This window comes from Acidovorax sp. PRC11, from assembly GCF_031844105.1.
Classification (GTDB): domain Bacteria; phylum Pseudomonadota; class Gammaproteobacteria; order Burkholderiales; family Burkholderiaceae_C; genus Paracidovorax.
Genome location: NZ_JAUZUQ010000035.1, coordinates 1 through 19,162 on the forward strand (window position 1 = coordinate 1; position 19,162 = coordinate 19,162).

A 19,162-nucleotide genomic window follows, 5' to 3' on the forward strand; every position below is an offset into this window, starting at 1 on the left:
GTCCCATTGCTGCGCTGCATCGCCCAGCACGGAGAAGCCGCCCTGGCCCACGAGTTCGGACCCCATGGCCACGGCCTGCGTGCCCTGCGCCACCACCTGGCCGTCCAGCATCAGGCGCGGCTTGAGCCGGATCAGGTAGCCCGGCAGGCTGGTGGGCAGTTCGCTGGGCTGGATGGGGCTGCCGTCCGCATGCGGTTTGGGCAGGTAGCTGGCGATCAGGTCCGCGCTCGCGGTGTCGGCCGGCTCGTAGCCCAGGGTGAAGCGGCGGCCCACGAGTTCGCTCGTGGCCTGGGTGTAGGTGAGCAGTTCGTTGCCCCAGGCGTCTGACAGGGTGTAGCGGAAGCGGTGGCGCAGCGCCTCGGGCACGGCGGTGGCCTGCTGCGCCGCCTGCACCCGCGCCAGGGGTGTGACGCCTGCGAGCACGCTGGACACCCTTTGGGCCACGATCTTGCGGCCGATGACGTCGCCCACGGTGGCATCGGGCTTGCGGCCGTCGATGTAGGCCTTCAGGCGCGCCTGGTAGCCCTCCATCTGGGCCTGGATGGCCGCCTGGTTGAGGTTCTGCACCCAGCCTTCCTGCGCGTTCACGGTGGCGCCGCTCTGCGCGGCGGCGAGCAGGGCCTGCGCATCGAGCGGCACGGCGGCCTGCAGATCCATGCCGGCGGCGTAGTCGTATTGCTTGAAGCTCGCATCCAGCGGCACCCAGGCATTGAGCGGGCCCTGGGGGTTCGGGTGCTGCGTGGCGCTGCCGTTGACCGAGCCGCGCGCGGGCGCCCAGTTCACGTAGGCCTGCACCCAGGCGTGTTCCATGCGCAGGGCCACGGGCTGGCCGTCGCTCACCAGCAGGCGGGTGGCGATGCCGCCCTGCGCCATGAGCTGCTGCGCAGCCTGGGCGTTCTGCGCGTTGCCGACCCAGTTCATCGCCTGGGCGATGGGGACCTGCACGGTGCCGAACTGGTAGCGGGCCGGAATGCCGGCCGCGCGCAGCAGGGCGATCTGCAGGCCGGCGATGTCGATGGCGTTGCCGCGCCGCTTGTCCAGCGTGTCCTGGGCGCTCTGGATGGCGCCCCAGGTGGGCACCCATTCGATGGTGTTGCGCACCCAGTTCTGGATGTCCACCGGGTTGCGGCCCAGCTCTTCGGCCTTGGCGCGGATCGCGGCGGTGAGGGTGACTTCGGGCGTGGCCGCCAGGTCGCCGGCCACCGGGGCCTCGCCGGGCTCGGGCGGCACGTCGAAATGCAGGCCGCCCGGGCCGGAGCCGGCCTGGGCCAACTGCACGCCCTCGGTGGCGTAGGTGTGGCGGTACCAGGCGGCGCGGGTTTCCGCGGGCAGGCGTTCCGTGGGCTTCGGTGTGCTCCAGGGCAACGGCTCCCCGCCCGTGGGCACCTGGGGCTTGGCAGCAGGATAGCGCTCGAAGTAGGCGGCCAGGGCCTGCACGGCGGCATCGCCGGGTGCCTGGCGCCATTGGCGGATCAGGCCGCGCAGTTCTTCCGCGCGCAGGCGGACGGCCGCATGGGCCGCATCGTGCCGGGCCAGGATCTCCGCGCCCACGGCGCGTCCGCGCAGTTCCACGCCCTGGGCCTCGAAGTCGGCCAGCACGGCATCGGTGTCGGTATCGATGGCGTCGAGCAACTGGGCCATTTGGGCACGGTCGGCGTCGTCGGACGCGGTGGTGGCTGCGCGCGCGGTGGATGGCACGGCGGCGGCCGCGCTCTTGCGGCCCGCCACGTCCGGCGTTGCGGCGCGCCCCGCGAGCTTGCGTACCAGGTCATGCACGCGCACCAGGTTGCGGCTGGTGCGCTCGCTGGCCTGCGCGCCGGCCGGCTGGGCGGCCTGGGCCTGCGCGACGCGCGCGGTCTCCACGCGCTGCTGCCACTGGGCCGCGCGCCGCAGCTGCGACTGGGCGAGCGGGCTGGACGCGGCGGCGTTGCCGCTGCCGTCCTGCGCCAGTGCGCTCAGCGGCTGCAGCGCCAGAGCGAGCTGGGCCGCGATGACGAAGCCGCCGACGGGCCGCAGCACCGGGCGCCACGCATGGCGGGTGTTCGACGATGGCATGGATGGGTTCTCCCTCGATTTCTTTGTGATGCAGTGCGGTGTCGTTGGCATGCTGTGCGTCCGCCTCCGGTCAGGGCTCGATGGCGAAGCCGGCCGTGCCCAGCACCTGCACGGCGCCGTTCACGGTGGCGATCAGTTCGATACGCAGCGTGTCGCCCGCCGCGCCCTGGACCTGCCAGTTGGCGTTGCCGCTGTTCGTCTCGCCGGGGTTGAGCGTCATCGACTGGCTCCAGGCGACGGAGGTAGTGCCCCGCGTCAGGTTGACCACGCGCAGTTGCACGGGGATGTCCTTGCCCATGGCCCCGCTGTTGCGTACCGTGCGCGACAGGGTCACGTTCTGCCCCGCGCGGGCCCGCGCGGGGCTGGCGCTGACGCTTCCGGCGAGCACGGGCGGGAGCACGACGATGCGGAAGCTGTCGCGGTCGAGGTGCAGCACCTGGCCCTGCCATTCGGCGGTGAGCGTGGCGTCCACCACGTCGCCGTTCTGGCCCTGGGCCTGCCAGCCGTTGTCGCGCCGGTTGTTCTGGTAGCCGGGGATCGTGAGGTTGTCCCACAGGTGCTGCACGGTGGCGCCGGTGCGCCGCAGCACCCACTGCGAGGTGACGGGGATGTCCTTGATCTGCGGTGGGCAGCGGTTGAACACCGTGCGGCTGCCGACGATGGTGTCCTGCAAGGGCACCTCGCGGGCTACCTGGCCGCGCACCTGAAAGTCCAGGTCGCCGGTGATGCAGGCCCACTGGCCGCACAGTTGCCGCTGGGCGGACTGCAGTGCCTCGGCGATGGCGGCGCGCGCGGCGTCGGCTCCCGTGCCGGCCACGCCGCGCAGGGCGTCGGCGGCGGCGGTCCAGGAGGCGAGGCTCTGCGCGGGCAGGCCCTGGCCCATGGACTGCACGGCGGACGCGACCGCATTGCGCGCGGAGGACGCCGCGCTGCCGCCGCCCGCTGCCGCGAAGGCATCGGCCGCAGCCTGCGCGTCGCGCGCCAGGTCCATGGCGTCGCGGATCTCGAAGGATTGCGCGAGCGTCTGCACCGCGGGCGCCGCCCCGGACGCGCTCCCCACGGCCGCGGAAATCTCCCACGGCACGTCGTAGCGGCCCGGCGCGGTGGCCGTGGCGTGCAGGATCAGCTGCGTGGAAGCACCGGCCGCGAGCGGCACGCTCCATTCGACCACCGAAGCACCCGCCACGGCGCCGCTGGCGTCGGGGATGGCGTCCAGGGCCTGCGCGCCCTGCGGCAGCCGCGCCCGCACCGTCACTTGCAGGGCTTGCGTGCCGGGGTTGCGCAGCACGGTGGACAGGCTCTGCAGGCTACCGGGCACGCGGGTATTCACCGCGGGCACGGTGAGGTATTGCAGCGTGTCGCTGACGAACGTGCCCAGGAACGCATCCGTGCCTGCGCCGGGACGCGCCAGCAGTGTGGACAGGCTGAAGGCCATGGCGAGGCCCCGGCCGCGGCCGATGGCACGGCCGGCCACCGCCACGCCGCCGCCCGAGAGCGTGGCCTGCACGGTGGCACCCTGCGCGGACAGGCGCTGCGGCTGGCCCGGCGTGGGCAGCCCGCCGCCCCGCGGATAGACCGGCCCGGTGAGCGTGGCGACCGCGCCCTGCAGGCCGGACGTCCCCTGCCCCTGCACGCCGATGGCCTCGAGCAGCACCGCGTCGCGGTCCGCCGTGGCGCCATCGACCAGCAGGCCAGCGCCGCGGCGGGCGGCTTCGCGCAGTTCGCGCACGGCCACGTCGCCGAGCTTCTGCGCGCCGCCGCTGATCCAGTACACGTTGTAGCGGCCGCAGCGCATTTCGGTTTCGAACTCGGCGCGCGTGGTCACCACCTTCGCGGTCAGGCCGCGGGTGGCAAGGTCGTCCCGCAGCGCCTGGGCCTTGGCCTCGTCGCAGGCCGAGGACGGCGGCTGCCCGTCGTCCGCCGCGCTGCAGGCCGCCAGGACCAGCAGGCGCGCATCGCTGCCGTCGCCGATGGCCGCGGTGACGGTCGCCGCCGGGGCCGCCTGGCGCAGCTGGATCGTGGTGGTGGACAAGGTCACCTCCTGCCCGGCGGCGACCTCGATGGATGCGACCGCCGGCAGGATGGTGCCCGGCGTGCCGTCGGCAGTCCAGGGCCAGGACAGGGCGAGCGGCGTGCCCCGCGCCAGGTCCACGCCCGGGCGCGTGAAGGTGGCGACGACGCGGTCGCTGCCGGCGTCCAGGATGCGCACGCGCACCGTGGCGTTGCGCACGTCGGCGTTGCCGGCGTTGTCCAGTGCGAGCGACAGCTGCACCGGCTCGCCGATGGTGGCGACGGCGGGCTGCGCCTGCAGCGTGCCGCGCACGCCGGCGCCGGTATCGGCCGTGCTGCGCACGGTGAAGGTGGTGGTGGCGCTCGCCACGGTCTCGCCGCCAGCGCTGCGGGCCACCAGGCGCACGGCGTAATCACCCGCTGGCAGGCCGGAAGGCGGCAGCACATGGCCGAAGTCATGCAGGCCCTGGGCCGGCAGCGTGGACACGGCCGCCTGCGCGGACCAGCGCTCGGCGCCGTCCGGGCCGGTGACGGTGGTGGTGGTTTTGAGGTCGTTCCAGGCCTGGTTGGCCGCGAGGTTCTGCAGCCGGTTGGCGATGCGGATCGTGTCGGTGGGCTCGTAGCTGCGCCGGTCGGTCTGCACGCGGGCCGTGAGGCCGGTGCCGCCGCTCGCATCCGCGACGATGCGGAAATCCGCCACGGCCTCCTCGACCGGCAGGCCCGCCGCATCGGACAGGCGCGCCACCACACGGTAGCTGCCGGTCTGCGTGTCCGCGGTATTCCAGGCGGCCGGCAGATCGATGGTGCCACTGGCCGCCAGCGCGCTGAACGGCACGCGGCCCAGGTCCGCCACCGTGCCGCCCGCGGGAGTGGCGATGACCAGGGCCACGTGGCCGGACGCGGCGCCCGCGCCGGAATTACTCACCCGGGCGGTGATGGCCACTGGGGTGCTCGCGGGATAGGTGGCCCGATTGGTGGACACGCCCACGCCGAGGTAGGCCGAGGCCTTCACGGCAGGAATGTCTACCGGAGCGTCCACGCTGTCGCCGAGGAAGCTGTTGCGGAAGGTGAGCGCCGCAAAGGTGGACGCGGGCCGCGACTCGCCGGGCCGCAGGCCGTCCAGCGTCAGGTCGAACTCGATCTGGCGGGCCTTGGTGGTCACGCCGACGAGCTTCCACAGGTAGTCCGTCGACCCATCGGGTTGCGCCGCGGACTGCGTGGGCGCGAGCGAGGCATTGGCCAGGTGCACGTCGGGCGCGAAGCGAAGGCGCAGATCGGTGTCGATGCCGCCCACCCGTTCCAGCGCCACGGGCAACCAGACTTCCACCCACGAGGTGGCACCGTAGCGCGTGCTGAAAAGCCCGTTCTCGCTCACCCACGAACCGTCGGCCTGCTGGCGTGCCAGCAGGAACTGCACCGCGTTGAGGATGTAGGGGTCCTGCGGGCTCGGATCCAGGTAGTCGAGCGCATAGCCCACCTGGGCCGTGACCATCGAGTCGCTGCCGTGGTAGTCGTACCAGCCCCAGCCGCCATCGGCGCGCTGGCGGGCCTTCAGTGCCGCGCCCACGGCCGCCATGCGGTCGTGCAGGGTCTGCGCCAGCGGCGTGCCGGCGAAGCGGCGCTGGGCGCTGCCCAGTCCGATCAACTGGTGCGCGAGCTCGAGGTTGCTCGACGGGTTGATGTTGGCATCGTTCAGCAGCCACTGCGCGCCGCGCTGCGCCGAGGCGTCGTAGCCGGCGACGAGCGCATCCACGTCCGGCGCCTGCGCGGCCAGCTTATAGACGCGCTGTCCGCCGTCGGAGGTGAAGATGGTGCCGCCCTGCAGGACGGCTACGCCCTCGGCCGGAGCGAAACTCAGGCGCTGGCCCTGCCAGTCGGCGTTGAAGCGGTAGGCGCCGTTGTTCGTGCCCACCAGCCAGCCGGAGCCTTCCTGCACCACCGAACGGGGATTGCCGTAGAGCAGCGAGACGGGCGTGTCGTAGGACTTGTCGTCCAGGCGGAAGCGCACGATCTTGCGGGCGTTGTGGTTGACGACGACCAAGCGGCCTTCGGTATCCACCGCCAAGCTGGTCGGCCCCGCCAGCGGAGCGCCGGACCAGAAGGGCTGGGCTTCGCCGGAAGGCAGGATGCGGTAGACCGTGTTGTGACCATAGTGCGCGACATACAGGTCACCGGACGGCGTGAACACCGGGCCCATTGCGTCCGCCAGGGGGCTGAGAAGCCGGGGCGTGCCGCCGGACGGCGATACCGAATAGATGCCGCTGCGGCTGGCGACGACCAGCAGTCCGTCCGGCCCCATGGCCATGCCGGCAGGCCGGTCGATGCCCGACGCGAACACGCTGAGGCGCCCGTCCTGGCCGATCTGCGCCACCGTACCGGCATCGCTGTTGGTCACCAGCAGCCGGCCGGCGTCGTTGTAGAGGTGGTAGGCGCCGGAGAGCCCGCCCCCCTCGCTGAAGGTTTCCGCTGCATGCTGCGCCCACGGCTTGCGCTGCCCAAGCTGGTCCGCGACCGCCACCAGGTTCTTGACGTTGAAGGCAGTCTGCGAGGCGCGGGATGACCACCAGCCGCCCGTGAAGTCGGTGCTCCAGCCGCCGTCACCGTCCTGCACCCGCTGGGTGTAGGAGGCCGCACTCGCCAGGGTGGGCGTGATCTCGTCCTTTTTGTGCCAGGCGTTGAGCGCCCAGAGATTCAGCAGCGTCTCGGCCTTCGGGAAGCCGAAGGCGTCGTCGCGCAGCGCGCCATCGGGCTGGCGATAGAGGGCAATGGCGTTGTAGATGGCGTTGCGCAGCTTGGGATCGTGGTCGGTCAGGCCGCGGGACAGCTCGCCGCCCACGAGGGCCTGCGTCTGTACGTGGCAGCCCTGGCACTGGTTGCCGGCCGTCCAGGCGGCGGCCTGCACATCGCCGTAGGTCACGCTTTTCTGGATCGCCGACTTGATGGCGGCGGACAGCGGGTTCGTGGTCCCGCCGGTGGCCGCATCCTCGCCCGTGATGCGCACCGCGGCGCGCACGGTCTGCGTGCCCGTGGGCACCACGGACCGGTCCACCGTGTAAGCGCCCGTGGCGGTGTCGCCCGCGTAGAGGCGGCCCAGCGCCACGCCCTGCGCAGCGCCCGCGGCAGCGGTCAGGCGCAGGGCAAAGCTGCCGGGGCGTGAGGGCACCCAACGGCCGAACGACAGCGTGGCGGGCGTGCTCGGCGCCAGCGCGCCTGCGCTCGCCTCGAACGTGGCCAGGGTGTCGCCCTGCGCCTCGTCCACGACGGCCAGGCGGTAGGTCTGGGCGGGCAGCGCCAGGTTGCCCGTGCTGCGGATCACTGCGTGCAGATCGACCGGCGTGGCGGCCTGTGCGCGCACGACCGGCGGATGGGCCGCCACGGCGCCGTCGAACAGCGCCTCGCCCCGGATCTCCAGCGGGAGGCTGCGGGTGGCGAGCACCTGCCCGGCCGGGTTCTCGCGGCTCGCGGAGCCGGCTTGCACCACCCGGACCAGCAGGGTGTAGGCACCGGGCGCGAACTGCCCCGTGTTCCAGGCGAAGCGCAGCGGCCTCGCCTGGCCCTGGGACAGCGTGAAGGCACCCAGCGGCTCGCTGCCCGACGGCGCGAGGGCCGGCGCGAGGCCGATGGATGCGCCCTTGGCATCGAGCACCGCCAGTTGGGCGACCAGGTCGCGCGGATCACCACCGGTGTGCTCCACGGCCGCCGTGACCGCGATGGCGGTGTTCGCCCCGGCCTGGCCCAGGGAGGCAGCCGGTGCGTTGATCCGGATGGCCCCCGTGCCGGCCGGCGCCATCGCGAAGTCCTTGCGCACCTGCGCGGGCTCGGCGGCCTCCAGGCGCCAGGACTGGGTGAGATAACCCGCGGCGGCGACACGCAGGTCGAAGCGGGTGGCCGTGATGCCGGACAGCGCATAGCTTCCGTCGGCCGCGCTGCGCGCACTGGAGCCACCGCCCGACACGTCCGCATTGGCGATGGCGGCTCCGGTGTCGGCGTCGGTGATGCGGCCCGCGACCTCGGTGGTGGTGCGCACGGCCTGCAGCACGACGTCGCCGAAGTCCATCACGGAGCCGGACACGGCCAGCACGTCGGCGGATGCGGAGCGATAGCCGCTGCGGGAGAAAGCGATGCGGTAGCTGCCCGCGGGCGCCTGCAGGTCGAACGCACCGGCAGTGCCCGTGGTGGCCGAGGCGGCACTGCCGATCGCCACCGACACACCACCCAGGCCCTGGCCCTGACCGTCCACCGTGCGCCCTTTGAAACGCGCCGCCGTGGGCTGCGGCGCCGGGTCGGACGATGCCGTGAGCGTGGGCGAGAAGACCAGCGTCTGCCCCGCGGCGAGGATGCCGCTGGCCTGGACGGCCCGGAATCCTTCGCGCGAGGCGGTCAGGCCGATGGTGCCGGGTGCCACGCCGTCGATGCGGTAGCGGCCCTGCGTATCCGTGCGCGCACCCGCGCCACCGTCCAGCGCCACGAGCGCTTCCGTGACGGGCGCGCCCGCCGCGTCGATCACCTGCCCGCGGATGGTCCCCGTCGTGGAGGCTCCCGCCAGCGTCAGCTGGCCCAGGTCCAGCTGTTGCCCGGCGGCCAGTTGCACCGGCCTCGTCAGGGTCGCGTAGCCGGCCAGCGCCACACGCAGTTCGTACCGGCCCGCAGCGAGCCCGGAGAAACGGAATGCACCCTGTGCGCCGGAGGTGGCCGCCTGTGCCGCTGCGCCCGAGAGCTCCACCGTGGCGCCCGCAAGGGGCTGGCCGCTGGCGGCATCCACCACGTGGGCGGTCAGCACCGCGGCCGCGGGCGTGGCGGGCGGCTCGGCCGCCAGGGCGCGGAGGGCGATGGCCGTCAGGAAGGCGTCGCCCGACCAACTGCCATCGGCGGACTGCGCGGCCACGAGCCACTGCCGTGCCGTGCCGCGTGCCGTGGAATCCGCCCCCTGCAGCGTGAGCGCATGCAGGCCCAGCGCAGTGAGATAGACACTGCCGTGCCAGCTGCCGTCGGCCTGTTGCCGGTCCGCCAGCCACGCCACCATGGGCAGCACCGCGGCCTGCTGCGCGGCATCCGCCGCGGCACCCGGGGTGAATGCGTGGACCGCCAGCGCCGTGGACTGCACACGCGCACCGGCGGATTCGCCCGCCATGCCGCCATCGTCCTGCTGCACGGCACGCAGCCATGCCCGGGCGCGCGTCGCGCCCGCGGAGCTGCCGCCGTCGGCCAGCGCCAGCGCGTCATGGGCCCAGAGCGTGTCGAGAAGCGTGGAGGGCTCGGCGGGCGCAGCCGACGCCGGGAAGCCGCCGTCGGCTGCCTGCCGTGCGCGCACCGAAGACTCCAGGGAATCGGAACGCCGGCCCGCCGTGCGCAATGCCAGGGCAGCGCGCGCCATCCATTCGGTGTCGTCTCCCACCTCGGCTGTCAGCCGTGCGGCCATGGATGGCGTCACCGCAGACGGGCCGGAGAGCGTGGCCAGGGTGCGCACGGTTTCGGAGAGTGCCTGCAGCGGATGGGCACCGCGCGCATCGCCCGCGAGAGCGCCATCCGCCCCGACCTGGGCCTGCAGCCATGCCAGGCCACGGGACACCTCCGGATCGCCTGCCCTGGCACTCAACAGCACCAGTGCGACCAGCGACAATGCGAGCCGTGCCGCCACGATCGCCCACGCCCGAACAGGACGCGCGCGCCCTCCCCCCATGCCTCGACGCATACGCGCCCCCCTTGATTCGCGGGTGCGCGCAGCACAGATCCCCTGCGGATCGGCCGACGCCCCACATCGCCCTGTCGGGCTGTTGAACTTGGGGGCGGAGTGTAGAAGCGGTCAGTCAGATTCCATACCGCGGATTACACAAATTAACAAATGGGCTGGAACCAAACCTTTGCCTTACGAAGCGCTCGGCTAGCGCGCCGGCTGTGAAATTCGGTAGTTACGGAACTTCCACACCAGACTCTCGGGCCCGATGCCCTCCAGCACCACACCCTGGGCCGGAGAGTCGCCCTCGTGCAGCACCTGTCCGTTGACGATGGCCATGCGATAGACCGGGTTGGACGAATACGTGACCCCGCTGACCTGCAATGCGGGGAACTGGGCGCGTACGCCGTCGGGAAGATCCCGCAACGCGACCGTGGGTGCAGGTGCAGGTGCAGGTGCAGGTGCAGGTGCAGGTGCAGGTGCAGGGGATGCCACCGGGGCGCTGGTGGAAGCGGGTGCGGAAGCCGCTGCACTGGGCGACGGTGCAGGCGCGGCTTTGGGTGCAGCTTTTGGCGCGGGCGCGGGCGCGGGTGCGGGGGCCGCCAGGGGAGCGGACGCCGGACCGGAGGCAGCCACGGGCGCGGTCACCACGGCAGAGCGGGACGGAGCAGGAACGGGCGCCAAAGGCTGCAGCGGCGGTGATGACTGCGGCCCGGCGATGGCACGGGACGCTGCCATGGCAGGCACTGCCGCATCCGGCGCGCCATCCAGGCGCGGTGCCGGCACCGTGGCCGTTGCCTGCCGCTCCGCCGGAACGCCGCGATCTCCAGCCTCCCGCCGCGGCGCCGATGCGGCCCACCAGGCCACGGCCGCGGCCCCGGCGGCGAACAGCAGCGCGGCGGCCACGGCGACTGCGGTGCGGCGGTGCCCCTGCGGCGCACTGGCAGGCGGGCTGCCGGCAGGGGGCGGCGCGGGCGTGTGCACGCCGGGCACGGCGCCGCGGCCGCGTTCGGCTTCGGCGCGCCGCAGGGCATCGAGGATGTAGGACATGGAAAGAAAGGGATCGGATCCGTTCAGGGGGTGTTCAGGCGCGGCTCGGCCACGCCGGCGGCGCGGTTGAGCAGCATGAGCGTGAGGGGGCCGGCCACGCCGTCGGGCACCAGGCCCTGCGCCACCTGGAAGCGGTGGATGCGTGCGCGCCGCTGCGCAGCGGTGGTGGCCGGGGCCGGCTGGCCAGCGGCCGCCGCTGGCGCAGCCCCGGCACGGGCAAGCTGCGCATCGAGCCAGGGCGCTGCCGGCGATGCGGCCTCCACCTTGCCGCTCGGCGGCAGCTCCGGCGGTGCGCGCCACAGCGTGGCGAATTCTCCGCGCCAGGCCTGCGCGAGGTCGGCGGCGGGCACCTGCAGGCGGCGGCCCCCCGCCCCTTCCAGGGTCGCGACCTGCCGCACGGGATCGAACCCCGACAGCACCACGGGCACCGCGGCATCCGCGGCGGTGTAGAGGGTGAGCCATCCCGGCCGGTCGAGCTGCCGCACCAGCGCCAGGCCGGCGCGCCGCTGCCGGTAGCAGCGCAGGCCCTGGCGCTGCAGGGCATCGCAGGCGTCACCCGCGCCCAGGTCGGCATCGCGCACGGCCCAGGCCGCCGCGAGCGTGCGCCAGGCAGCGTCTTCGCCTGCTGGCTGGGCCGCCAGGAAGTCCTGCAGCGGGGAGCGCGCAAGCGGTGCGGTGGATGCGGCTGCGGCCGACGAGGACGCCACCGGGGATGCGGAAGTTCCGGCCGCGGCACCCGCGGCCGCAGCGGCTGCGGGCTTCGCCGCCTGCGCCGTGGCCACCCCGGCCCCGCCGGATGGCGCCTCCGGCCTCCAGCCCAGCCCCCAACCGATCCCGGCGATGACCGCCGCGCCCGCCAGCGCGCCCGCCCCGGCCACGGCCCAGCGCGGCCCGCCGGCGCGGACGCGCGCCCGGGCCGCCGCAGCCTGCGCCGGGGCCGCGCCGGCATCGAACACTTCCGCGGCCGCCCGGTCGACGATCGTGTCGTTCACTTCGTGCAGCCCGCCGGCATACGCGCCCAGCAGCGCGCGGTCGCACAGCAGGTTGATGCGGCGCGGGATGCCCCGGGCGCGCTGGTGGATGCGCACCAGCGCGCGTGCGGTGAACGGCAGCGGGCCTTTCAAGCCGGCCACCGCCATGCGGTGCGCGATGTACTGGCGGGTCTCCTCGGGCGTGAGCGCATCCAGGTGGTAGCGCGCGATCACGCGCTGCGCCAATTGCTCCAGTGCCGGGTCGGCCACCATCGCGCGCAGTTCGGGCTGGCCGATGAGCACGATCTGCAGCAGCTTGCGCTCGCTGGTCTCCAGGTTGGTGAGCAGGCGCAGCTGCTCCAGCACCTCGGGTGCGAGGCTCTGGGCCTCGTCGATGATGAGCACGTTGTTGCGGCCCGCGGCATGCTCGCGCAGCAGGAAGGCGTTGAGCGGATCGAGGCAGTCCTTGACGGTTTCCGCGCCGGGCACGGCGGGCGCGTGGGCCACGCCGAACTCGTCGCAGATGGAGCGCAGCAGCTCGCCCACGGTGAGTTTGGGGTTGAACACGTAGGCCACGTTGCAGTGCGCCGGGATCTGCTCCAGGAAGCAGCGGCACACGGTGGTCTTGCCGGTGCCGATCTCGCCGGTGAGCAGCACGAAGCCGCCGCCGGCCTCCAGCCCGTAGAGCAGGTGCGCGAGCGCCTCGCGGTGGCGGTCGCTCATGAACAGGTAGCGCGGGTCGGGGGCGATGGAGAACGGCGCGTGTTCGAGGCCGAAGAACGGGGCGTACATGGGGAGCGAGGATACCGTCCGGAAGATGGCCGGCCGAAAGGGAGGCGCCGGGCGCCCCGAGCAGGGTTACACCCGTCAGGAGTTTCCCCGAAATTGTCGTCGGCAAGACAGGATGGCGTCAAAGCGGTTCCTACCATCCGTTGCAATCTCCGCGAAGGGGCCGCAGCACCGCGGTGCACGCAGCCCCGACGTCCCTCCAACCCTTCGGCAGGAACCGGCATGAGCGACACCTTTCCCCGACTGCTGCTGCGCCACGCGGCCGAGCGCCCCCAGGCCGCCGCGCTGCGCGAGAAGGAATACGGCATCTGGCAGACGACCACCTGGGCGCGCCTGGCGCAGCTGGTGGAGCAGCTGGCCGCGGGCCTGGACGCCGCGGGCCTCTCGCGTGGCGAGCACCTGGTGGTGATCGGCGCGAACCGCCCGCGGCTCTACGCCACGATGCTCGCGGCGCAGTCGCTGGGCGCCATCCCCGTGCCGCTCTACCAGGACGCCGTGGCCGCCGAATGCGTCTATCCACTGAACAACGCCGAGGTGCGCTTCTGCGTGGTGGAAGACCAGGAGCAGGTGGACAAGCTGCTGGAGATCCGCGCGCAATGCCCCGCCATCGCCGGCATCTTCTACGACGATCCGCGCGGCCTGCGCAACTATGCCGAGCCGGGCCTGCGGTCCATCGACGCGCTGCTGGAAGACGGCGAGCGCATCGTGGGTGCCGCGCCGGGCTGGCTGGCCGCGCGTGCCGGATCCGTGCAGCCCGATGACGTGGCCGCGATGTTCTTCACCTCCGGCACCACCGGCAACCCCAAGGGCGTGGTGCACACGCACGCCACGCTGCTGGACCGCGCCACGGCGGGCGCCGAGTTCGACCGGCTCACCGCCGCCGAGGACGTGCTGGCCTACCTGCCGCCCGCCTGGATCGGGCAGAACATCTTCAGCTATGCGCAGTGGCTGGCCTGCGGCTACGTGGTGAATTGCCCCGAGTCGGCCGCCACGGTGTCGATCGACTTGAAGGAGATCGGGCCCACCTACTACTTCGCGCCGCCGCGGATCTTCGAAGGACTGCTCACGAGCGTGACGATCCGCATGGAAGACGCGGGTGCCTTCAAGCGCTGGCTGTACCGCACCTGCATGGCGCACGCGCGCCGCGTGGGCCCGGCGCTGCAGAGCGGCCAGGCGGTGCGTTGGTGGGACCGGCTGCGCTACGCGGCGGGCGACCTGCTGGTCTACGGCCCGCTGCGCAACACGCTGGGCTTCTCGCGGGTGCGCGTGGCCTACACGGCCGGCGAGGCGATCGGGCCGGACCTGTTCACGTTCTACCGCTCGATCGGCATCAACCTCAAGCAGCTCTACGGCTCCACCGAGACGGCGGTGTTCGTCTGCCTGCAGCCCGACGACGCGGTGCATGCCGACACCGTGGGCGTGCCGATCCGGGGCGTGGAGATCAGGGTGGACGACAACGGCGAGATCCTGGTGAAGTCCGCGGGCCTGCTGCGCGGCTACTACAAGAACCCCGAGGCGACGGCCGAGGTGCTCACGCCGGACGGCTGGTACCGCACGAGCGATGCGGGCTTTCTCGACGCGAGCGGCCAGCTCAAGATCATCGACCGCGTGAAGGACGTGGGCCGCCTCGCGGGCGGCGCGCACGACGGCGCGATGTTCGCCCCCAAGTATCTGGAAAACAAGCTCAAGTTCTTCCCGCACATCAAGGAGGCCGTGGCGCTCGGCAACGGCCGCGACAAGGTCTGCGCGCTGATCAACATCGATTTCGAGGCCGTGGGCAACTGGGCCGAGCGGCAGAACCTGCCGTACGCGGGCTACACCGACCTCGCCGCCAAGCCCGAGGTGCTGGCGCTGATCCGCGACTGCGTGGAGAAGGTGAACGCCGACCTCGCGGCCGACGGCCTGCTCGCGGGCAGCCAGGTCGCCCGCTTCCTGGTGCTGCACAAGGAGCTGGACGCCGACGACGGCGAACTCACGCGCACCAACAAGGTCCGCCGCGGCTTCATCGCCGACAAGTACGGCGTGCTGGTCGATGCGCTCTACGCGGGCCGCACCGAGCAGTTCATCGAAACGCAGGTGAAGTTCGAGGACGGGCGCACGGGCCGCGTGAGCGCCACGCTGCGCATCGAGGACGCGAAGACCTTCCCGCCGGTGCGGCAGGCCGCATGAGGCCGCACGCCCGCAGCCGCCGCCGCGCAAAGGACACCGGGACAACGCCATGACGACGACCCCCCACAAGAAGACCGGCGACGTGATCCTCGACGTGCGCAACATCAGCCTGCGCTTCGGCGGGGTGAAGGCGCTCACCGACATCTCGTTCGACGTGCGCGAGCACGAGATCCGCTCCATCATCGGCCCGAACGGCGCCGGCAAGAGCTCGATGCTCAACTGCATCAACGGCGTCTATGCGCCGCAGGAAGGCTCCATCACCTTCCGGGGCAAGACCTTCGCCCACATGAACAGCCGCCAGGTGGCCGAGATGGGCGTGGCGCGCACCTTCCAGAACCTGGCGCTCTTCAAGGGCATGAGCGTGCTCGACAACATCATGTCGGGCCGCAACCTGAAGATCAGAAGCAACCTGCTGATGCAGGCGCTGCGCATCGGCCCGGCGGTGGCCGAGGAGATCCGCCACCGCGAGGTGGTCGAGCGCATCATCGACTTCCTGGAGATCCAGGCCTGGCGCAAGGCGCCCGTGGGCCAGCTGCCCTACGGGCTGCAGAAGCGCGTGGACCTGGGCCGGGCGCTCGCCATGGAGCCGCAGGTGCTGCTGCTCGACGAGCCCATGGCCGGCATGAACGTGGAGGAAAAGCAGGACATGTGCCGCTTCATCCTCGACGTGAACGACGAATTCGGCACCACCATCGTGCTGATCGAGCACGACATGGGCGTGGTGATGGACATCTCCGACCGCGTCGTGGTGCTCGACTACGGCAAGAAGATCGGCGACGGCACGCCGCAATCGGTGCGCGAGAACGAAGACGTCATCCGCGCCTATCTCGGCGCAGGCCACTAGACACGCAGGACATCGGAGGCATACGCCATGGGTTTCTTTCTCGAAACGGTGTTCGGCGGCCTGATGGCCGGCATGCTCTACGCGCTCGTGGCGCTGGGGTTCGTGCTGATCTTCAAGGCCTCGGGCGTGTTCAATTTCGCGCAGGGCGCGATGGTGCTGTTCGCGGCGCTCGCGATGGCGCGCTTCGCCGAATGGTTGCCGCGCTGGCTGGGCTTCGACAGCCTGCTGCTGGCGAACGTGCTGGCCTTCTGCGCGGCGGTGGCGTGCATGGTGGGCGTGGCCTGGCTGGTGGAGCGCCTGGCGCTGCGCCACCTCGTGAACCAGGAGCCGATCGCGCTGCTGATGGCCACGCTGGGCATCACCTATTTCCTCGACGGCGCGGGCCAGCTCATCTTCGGCAGCAGCACCTACAAGATCGACGTGGGCATGCCCAAGGACCCGATGATCGTGCTGGAGAACGTCTTCGAGGGCGGGCTGCTGCTCTCCAAGGAGGACCTCTACGCCGCCGTGGTGGCCGCCGCGCTCGTGGCGCTGCTCTCGCTCTTCTTCCAGAAGACGCGCACCGGCCGCGCGCTGCGCGCCGTGGCCGACGACCACCAGGCCGCGCAGTCCATCGGCATCCCGCTCTCGCGCATCTGGGTGATCGTGTGGTCGGTGGGGGGCATCGTGGCGCTCGTGGCCGGGATCATCTGGGGCAGCAAGCTGGGCGTGCAGTTCTCCATCTCGCTCGTGGCGCTCAAGGCCTTTCCGGTGGTGATCCTCGGCGGGCTCACCTCGGTGCCCGGCGCCATCGTCGGTGGCCTGCTGATCGGGGTGGGCGAGAAGGTGTCCGAGATCTACCTCGGGCCCTTCCTCGGCGGCGGCATCGAGAACTGGTTCGCCTACGTGCTCGCGCTGGGCTTCCTCCTCATCCGGCCGCAAGGGCTGTTCGGGGACAAAATCATCGACCGCGTGTAACCGGTAGAAGGAGCCAGGCACCATGTTCTACCGTGAAAACGGCCAGTTCAAGACCAGCTACCAGGCCGACCTGGCGCTGTTCCCCATCGCGCAGGACCGCTGGGCCCTGCTCGCCCTGCTGGCGGTGGCCTTCGTCGGCGTGCCGCTCGTGGGCAGCGACTATTTCTTCCGCGCCGTCGCGGTGCCGTTCCTGATCCTGTCGCTCGCGGCGATCGGACTCAACATCCTCGTGGGCTACTGCGGGCAGATCTCGCTGGGCACCGGCGCCTTCATGGCCGTGGGCGCCTACGCGGCCTACAACCTGCAGGTGCGCATCGAGGGCATGCCGCTGCTGCTCGCGCTGCTGGGCGGCGGGCTCTGCGCCACGGTGTTCGGCGTGCTGTTCGGCATCCCGAGCCTGCGCATCCGCGGGCTCTACCTGGCGGTGGCAACGCTCGCCGCGCAGTTCTTCACCGACTGGTTCACCAACCGCGTGAAGTGGGTCACCAACGATTCGTCGTCGGGCTCGGTGAGCGTCGGCAACCTGCAGATCCTCGGCTTCGGCATCGAGACGCCCGTGCAGAAGTACCTGCTGTGCCTGGGGTTCGTCGCGGTGTTCGCGCTGCTGGCCAAGAACCTGGTGCGCGGCGCCGTGGGCCGCGAGTGGATGGCCATGCGCGACATGGACGTGGCCGCGGCCGTGATCGGCATCCGCCCGGTGTACGCCAAGCTCAGCGCGTTCGCGGTGAGCAGCTTCATCGTCGGCGTGGCCGGCGGCCTCTGGGGCTTCGTGCACCTGGGCTCGTGGGAGCCCGCGGCCTTCGGCATCGACCGCTCGTTCCAGCTGCTGTTCATGGTGATCATCGGCGGGCTGGGCTCCATCGCCGGCAGCTTCTTCGGCGCGGCCTTCATCGTGCTGCTGCCGCTGCTGCTGAACTACGTGCCCCACTGGCTGGGGCTGCCGCTGTCCACCGGCACGGCCACGCACCTGGAGCACATGATCTTCGGCGCGCTGATCGTGTTCTTCCTCATCGTCGAGCCGCACGGCCTCGCGCGGCTGTGGTCCACCGCGCGGCAGAAGCTGCGCATCTGGCCGTTCCCGCACTGACCGGCGTCGCCGTCCTCCACCGTTTTCCCCAACGCACCACCCGAGTGCCACACACCCCAAGGAGACATGCCATGCAACCCAGGAAGATCGCCACGATCGCCGCCGCCCTCGCGGCCGGCCTCTCCGCGCTCGCCACCGCGCCGCTGGCGCAGGCGCAGGCCGCGGGCGAGCAGTTCGTGCCGCTGCTCGTCTACCGCACCGGGCAGTTCGCGCCGCTCGGCATTCCATGGGCGGACGGCAAGCAGGACTACCTCAAGCTCGTGAACGCGCGCGACGGCGGCGTGAACGGCGTGAAGCTCTCGTTCGAGGAGTGCGAGACCGCCTACGACGCGGCCAAGGGCGTGGAGTGCTACGAACGCCTGAAGGGCAAGGGCGGCGGCGCCTCCGGCTTCGACACGCAGTCCACCGGCATCACCTTCGCGGTGACCGACAAGGCCTTCGTGGACAAGATCCCCGTCGAGACCCCGGGCTACGGCCTCTCGCAGTCGGCCGACGGCACCGTGTTTGAGTGGAACTTCCCGCTGCTGGGCACCTACTGGACCGCCGCCGACGTGATGCTGCAGGACATCGCCAAGAAGGAGAAGGGCAGCCTCAAGGGCAAGAAGATCGCGCTGGTCTACCACGACAGCCCCTACGGCAAGGAGCCGATCCCGCTGCTGCAAAAGCGCGCCGAGGCCGACGGCTTCACGCTCAGCACCTTCCCCGTCACGCCGCCCGGCGTGGAGCAGAAATCCACCTGGCTGCAGATCCGCCAGCAGAAGCCCGACTACGTGCTGTTCTGGTCGGCCGGCGTGATGACGCCCGCCGGCATCCGCGAGGCGCAGGCCAGCGGCTACCCGCGCGAGAAGATCTACGGCATCTGGTGGGCCGGCTCCGACCACGACGTGAAGGACATCGGCGCGGGCGCCAAGGGCTACAACGCCATCACCATCCACAACAGCGCCGCCAAGGACAAGGTGCACGACGACCTGAAGAAGTTCGTCTACGACAAGGGCCAGGGCACGGGCGTGCCGGCGGGCGTGGGCACGCTGGCGCACACGCGCGGCATGATGATCTCGATGCTGCAGGTGGAGGCGATCCGCGCCGCGCAGGAGAAGTACGGCAAGGGCAAGGTGCTCACGCCCGAGCAGGTGCGCTGGGGCTTCGAGAACCTGGACCTCTCGGCCGACAAGCTCAAGGCCCTGGGCTTCGGCGAGATCATGCGGCCCGTGAAGACCTCCTGCCAGAACCACATGGGCACCGACTGGGCGCGCATCGTGCAGTGGGACGGCGGCAAGTGGAACATCCAGTCCGACTGGTACCAGGCCGACAAGACGCACATCGATCCGCTGGTGAAGGAGTACGCGGCGAAGTATGCGAAGGACAAGAACATCAAGCCGAGAAGCTGCGGGTAACTACCCCCTGAGCGGCTGCGCCGCTTCCCCCTTCTCTCGGCCCGCTTGCGCGGTCCGGGAAGGGGGACGACGCCAGCGCGGCGGGGCGGCCCTTGCGCGGCGTCTGCTGGCCTGGGCCGCGCCCTGTCTTTTATCCGTGCGCCCGATGCCGCCCGCTGAGTA

Annotated in this window: 9 protein-coding genes; 5 read left to right on the forward strand and 4 right to left on the reverse strand. The window is 71.6% G+C overall.

Annotated elements, in window-relative coordinates; genetic code table 11:
• The 4 genes from Q9R47_RS23080 to Q9R47_RS23095 form a co-directional block, all read right to left on the reverse strand.
• The coding region (locus tag Q9R47_RS23080) for a transglutaminase domain-containing protein (protein ID WP_311235456.1) at positions 1–2,055 on the reverse strand (2,055 nt) is incomplete at its 3' end.
• A 70-nt stretch (positions 2,056–2,125) separates the two neighbouring features.
• On the reverse strand, positions 2,126–9,703 hold the full coding sequence (locus Q9R47_RS23085) for a carboxypeptidase regulatory-like domain-containing protein (protein WP_311235457.1): 7,578 nt from the start codon (positions 9,701–9,703) through the stop codon (positions 2,126–2,128).
• Between the two features lie 243 nt (positions 9,704–9,946).
• Entirely contained in the window at positions 9,947–10,789 is an 843-nt protein-coding gene (locus Q9R47_RS23090; RefSeq protein ID WP_311235458.1) for a general secretion pathway protein GspB, read from the reverse strand.
• Between the two features lie 23 nt (positions 10,790–10,812).
• A complete protein-coding gene (locus Q9R47_RS23095; protein WP_311235459.1) occupies positions 10,813–12,552 on the reverse strand; it encodes an AAA family ATPase in 1,740 nt (579 codons plus the stop codon).
• Between the two features lie 219 nt (positions 12,553–12,771).
• Here Q9R47_RS23095 and Q9R47_RS23100 point away from each other — a divergent pair, with 219 nt between their 5' ends.
• From Q9R47_RS23100 to Q9R47_RS23120, 5 genes are all read left to right on the forward strand, one after another.
• On the forward strand, positions 12,772–14,718 hold the full coding sequence (locus Q9R47_RS23100; RefSeq protein WP_311235460.1) for an AMP-binding protein: 1,947 nt from the start codon (positions 12,772–12,774) through the stop codon (positions 14,716–14,718).
• A 49-nt stretch (positions 14,719–14,767) separates the two neighbouring features.
• The gene (locus Q9R47_RS23105; protein ID WP_311235461.1) at positions 14,768–15,562 is read left to right on the forward strand and encodes an ABC transporter ATP-binding protein; all 795 of its coding nucleotides are present in this window, start codon (positions 14,768–14,770) and stop codon (positions 15,560–15,562) included.
• A gap of 27 nt (positions 15,563–15,589) precedes the next feature.
• Positions 15,590–16,519: a branched-chain amino acid ABC transporter permease gene (locus tag Q9R47_RS23110; RefSeq protein WP_011793943.1), complete on the forward strand. Its 930-nt coding sequence runs from the start codon at positions 15,590–15,592 to the stop codon at positions 16,517–16,519.
• Between the two features lie 22 nt (positions 16,520–16,541).
• On the forward strand, positions 16,542–17,606 hold the full coding sequence (locus Q9R47_RS23115) for a branched-chain amino acid ABC transporter permease (RefSeq protein ID WP_311235462.1): 1,065 nt from the start codon (positions 16,542–16,544) through the stop codon (positions 17,604–17,606).
• A 71-nt stretch (positions 17,607–17,677) separates the two neighbouring features.
• Complete coding sequence (locus Q9R47_RS23120) at positions 17,678–19,000, forward strand: ABC transporter substrate-binding protein (protein ID WP_311235463.1); 1,323 nt, start codon at positions 17,678–17,680, stop codon at positions 18,998–19,000.
• Positions 19,001–19,162 lie beyond the last annotated feature (162 nt).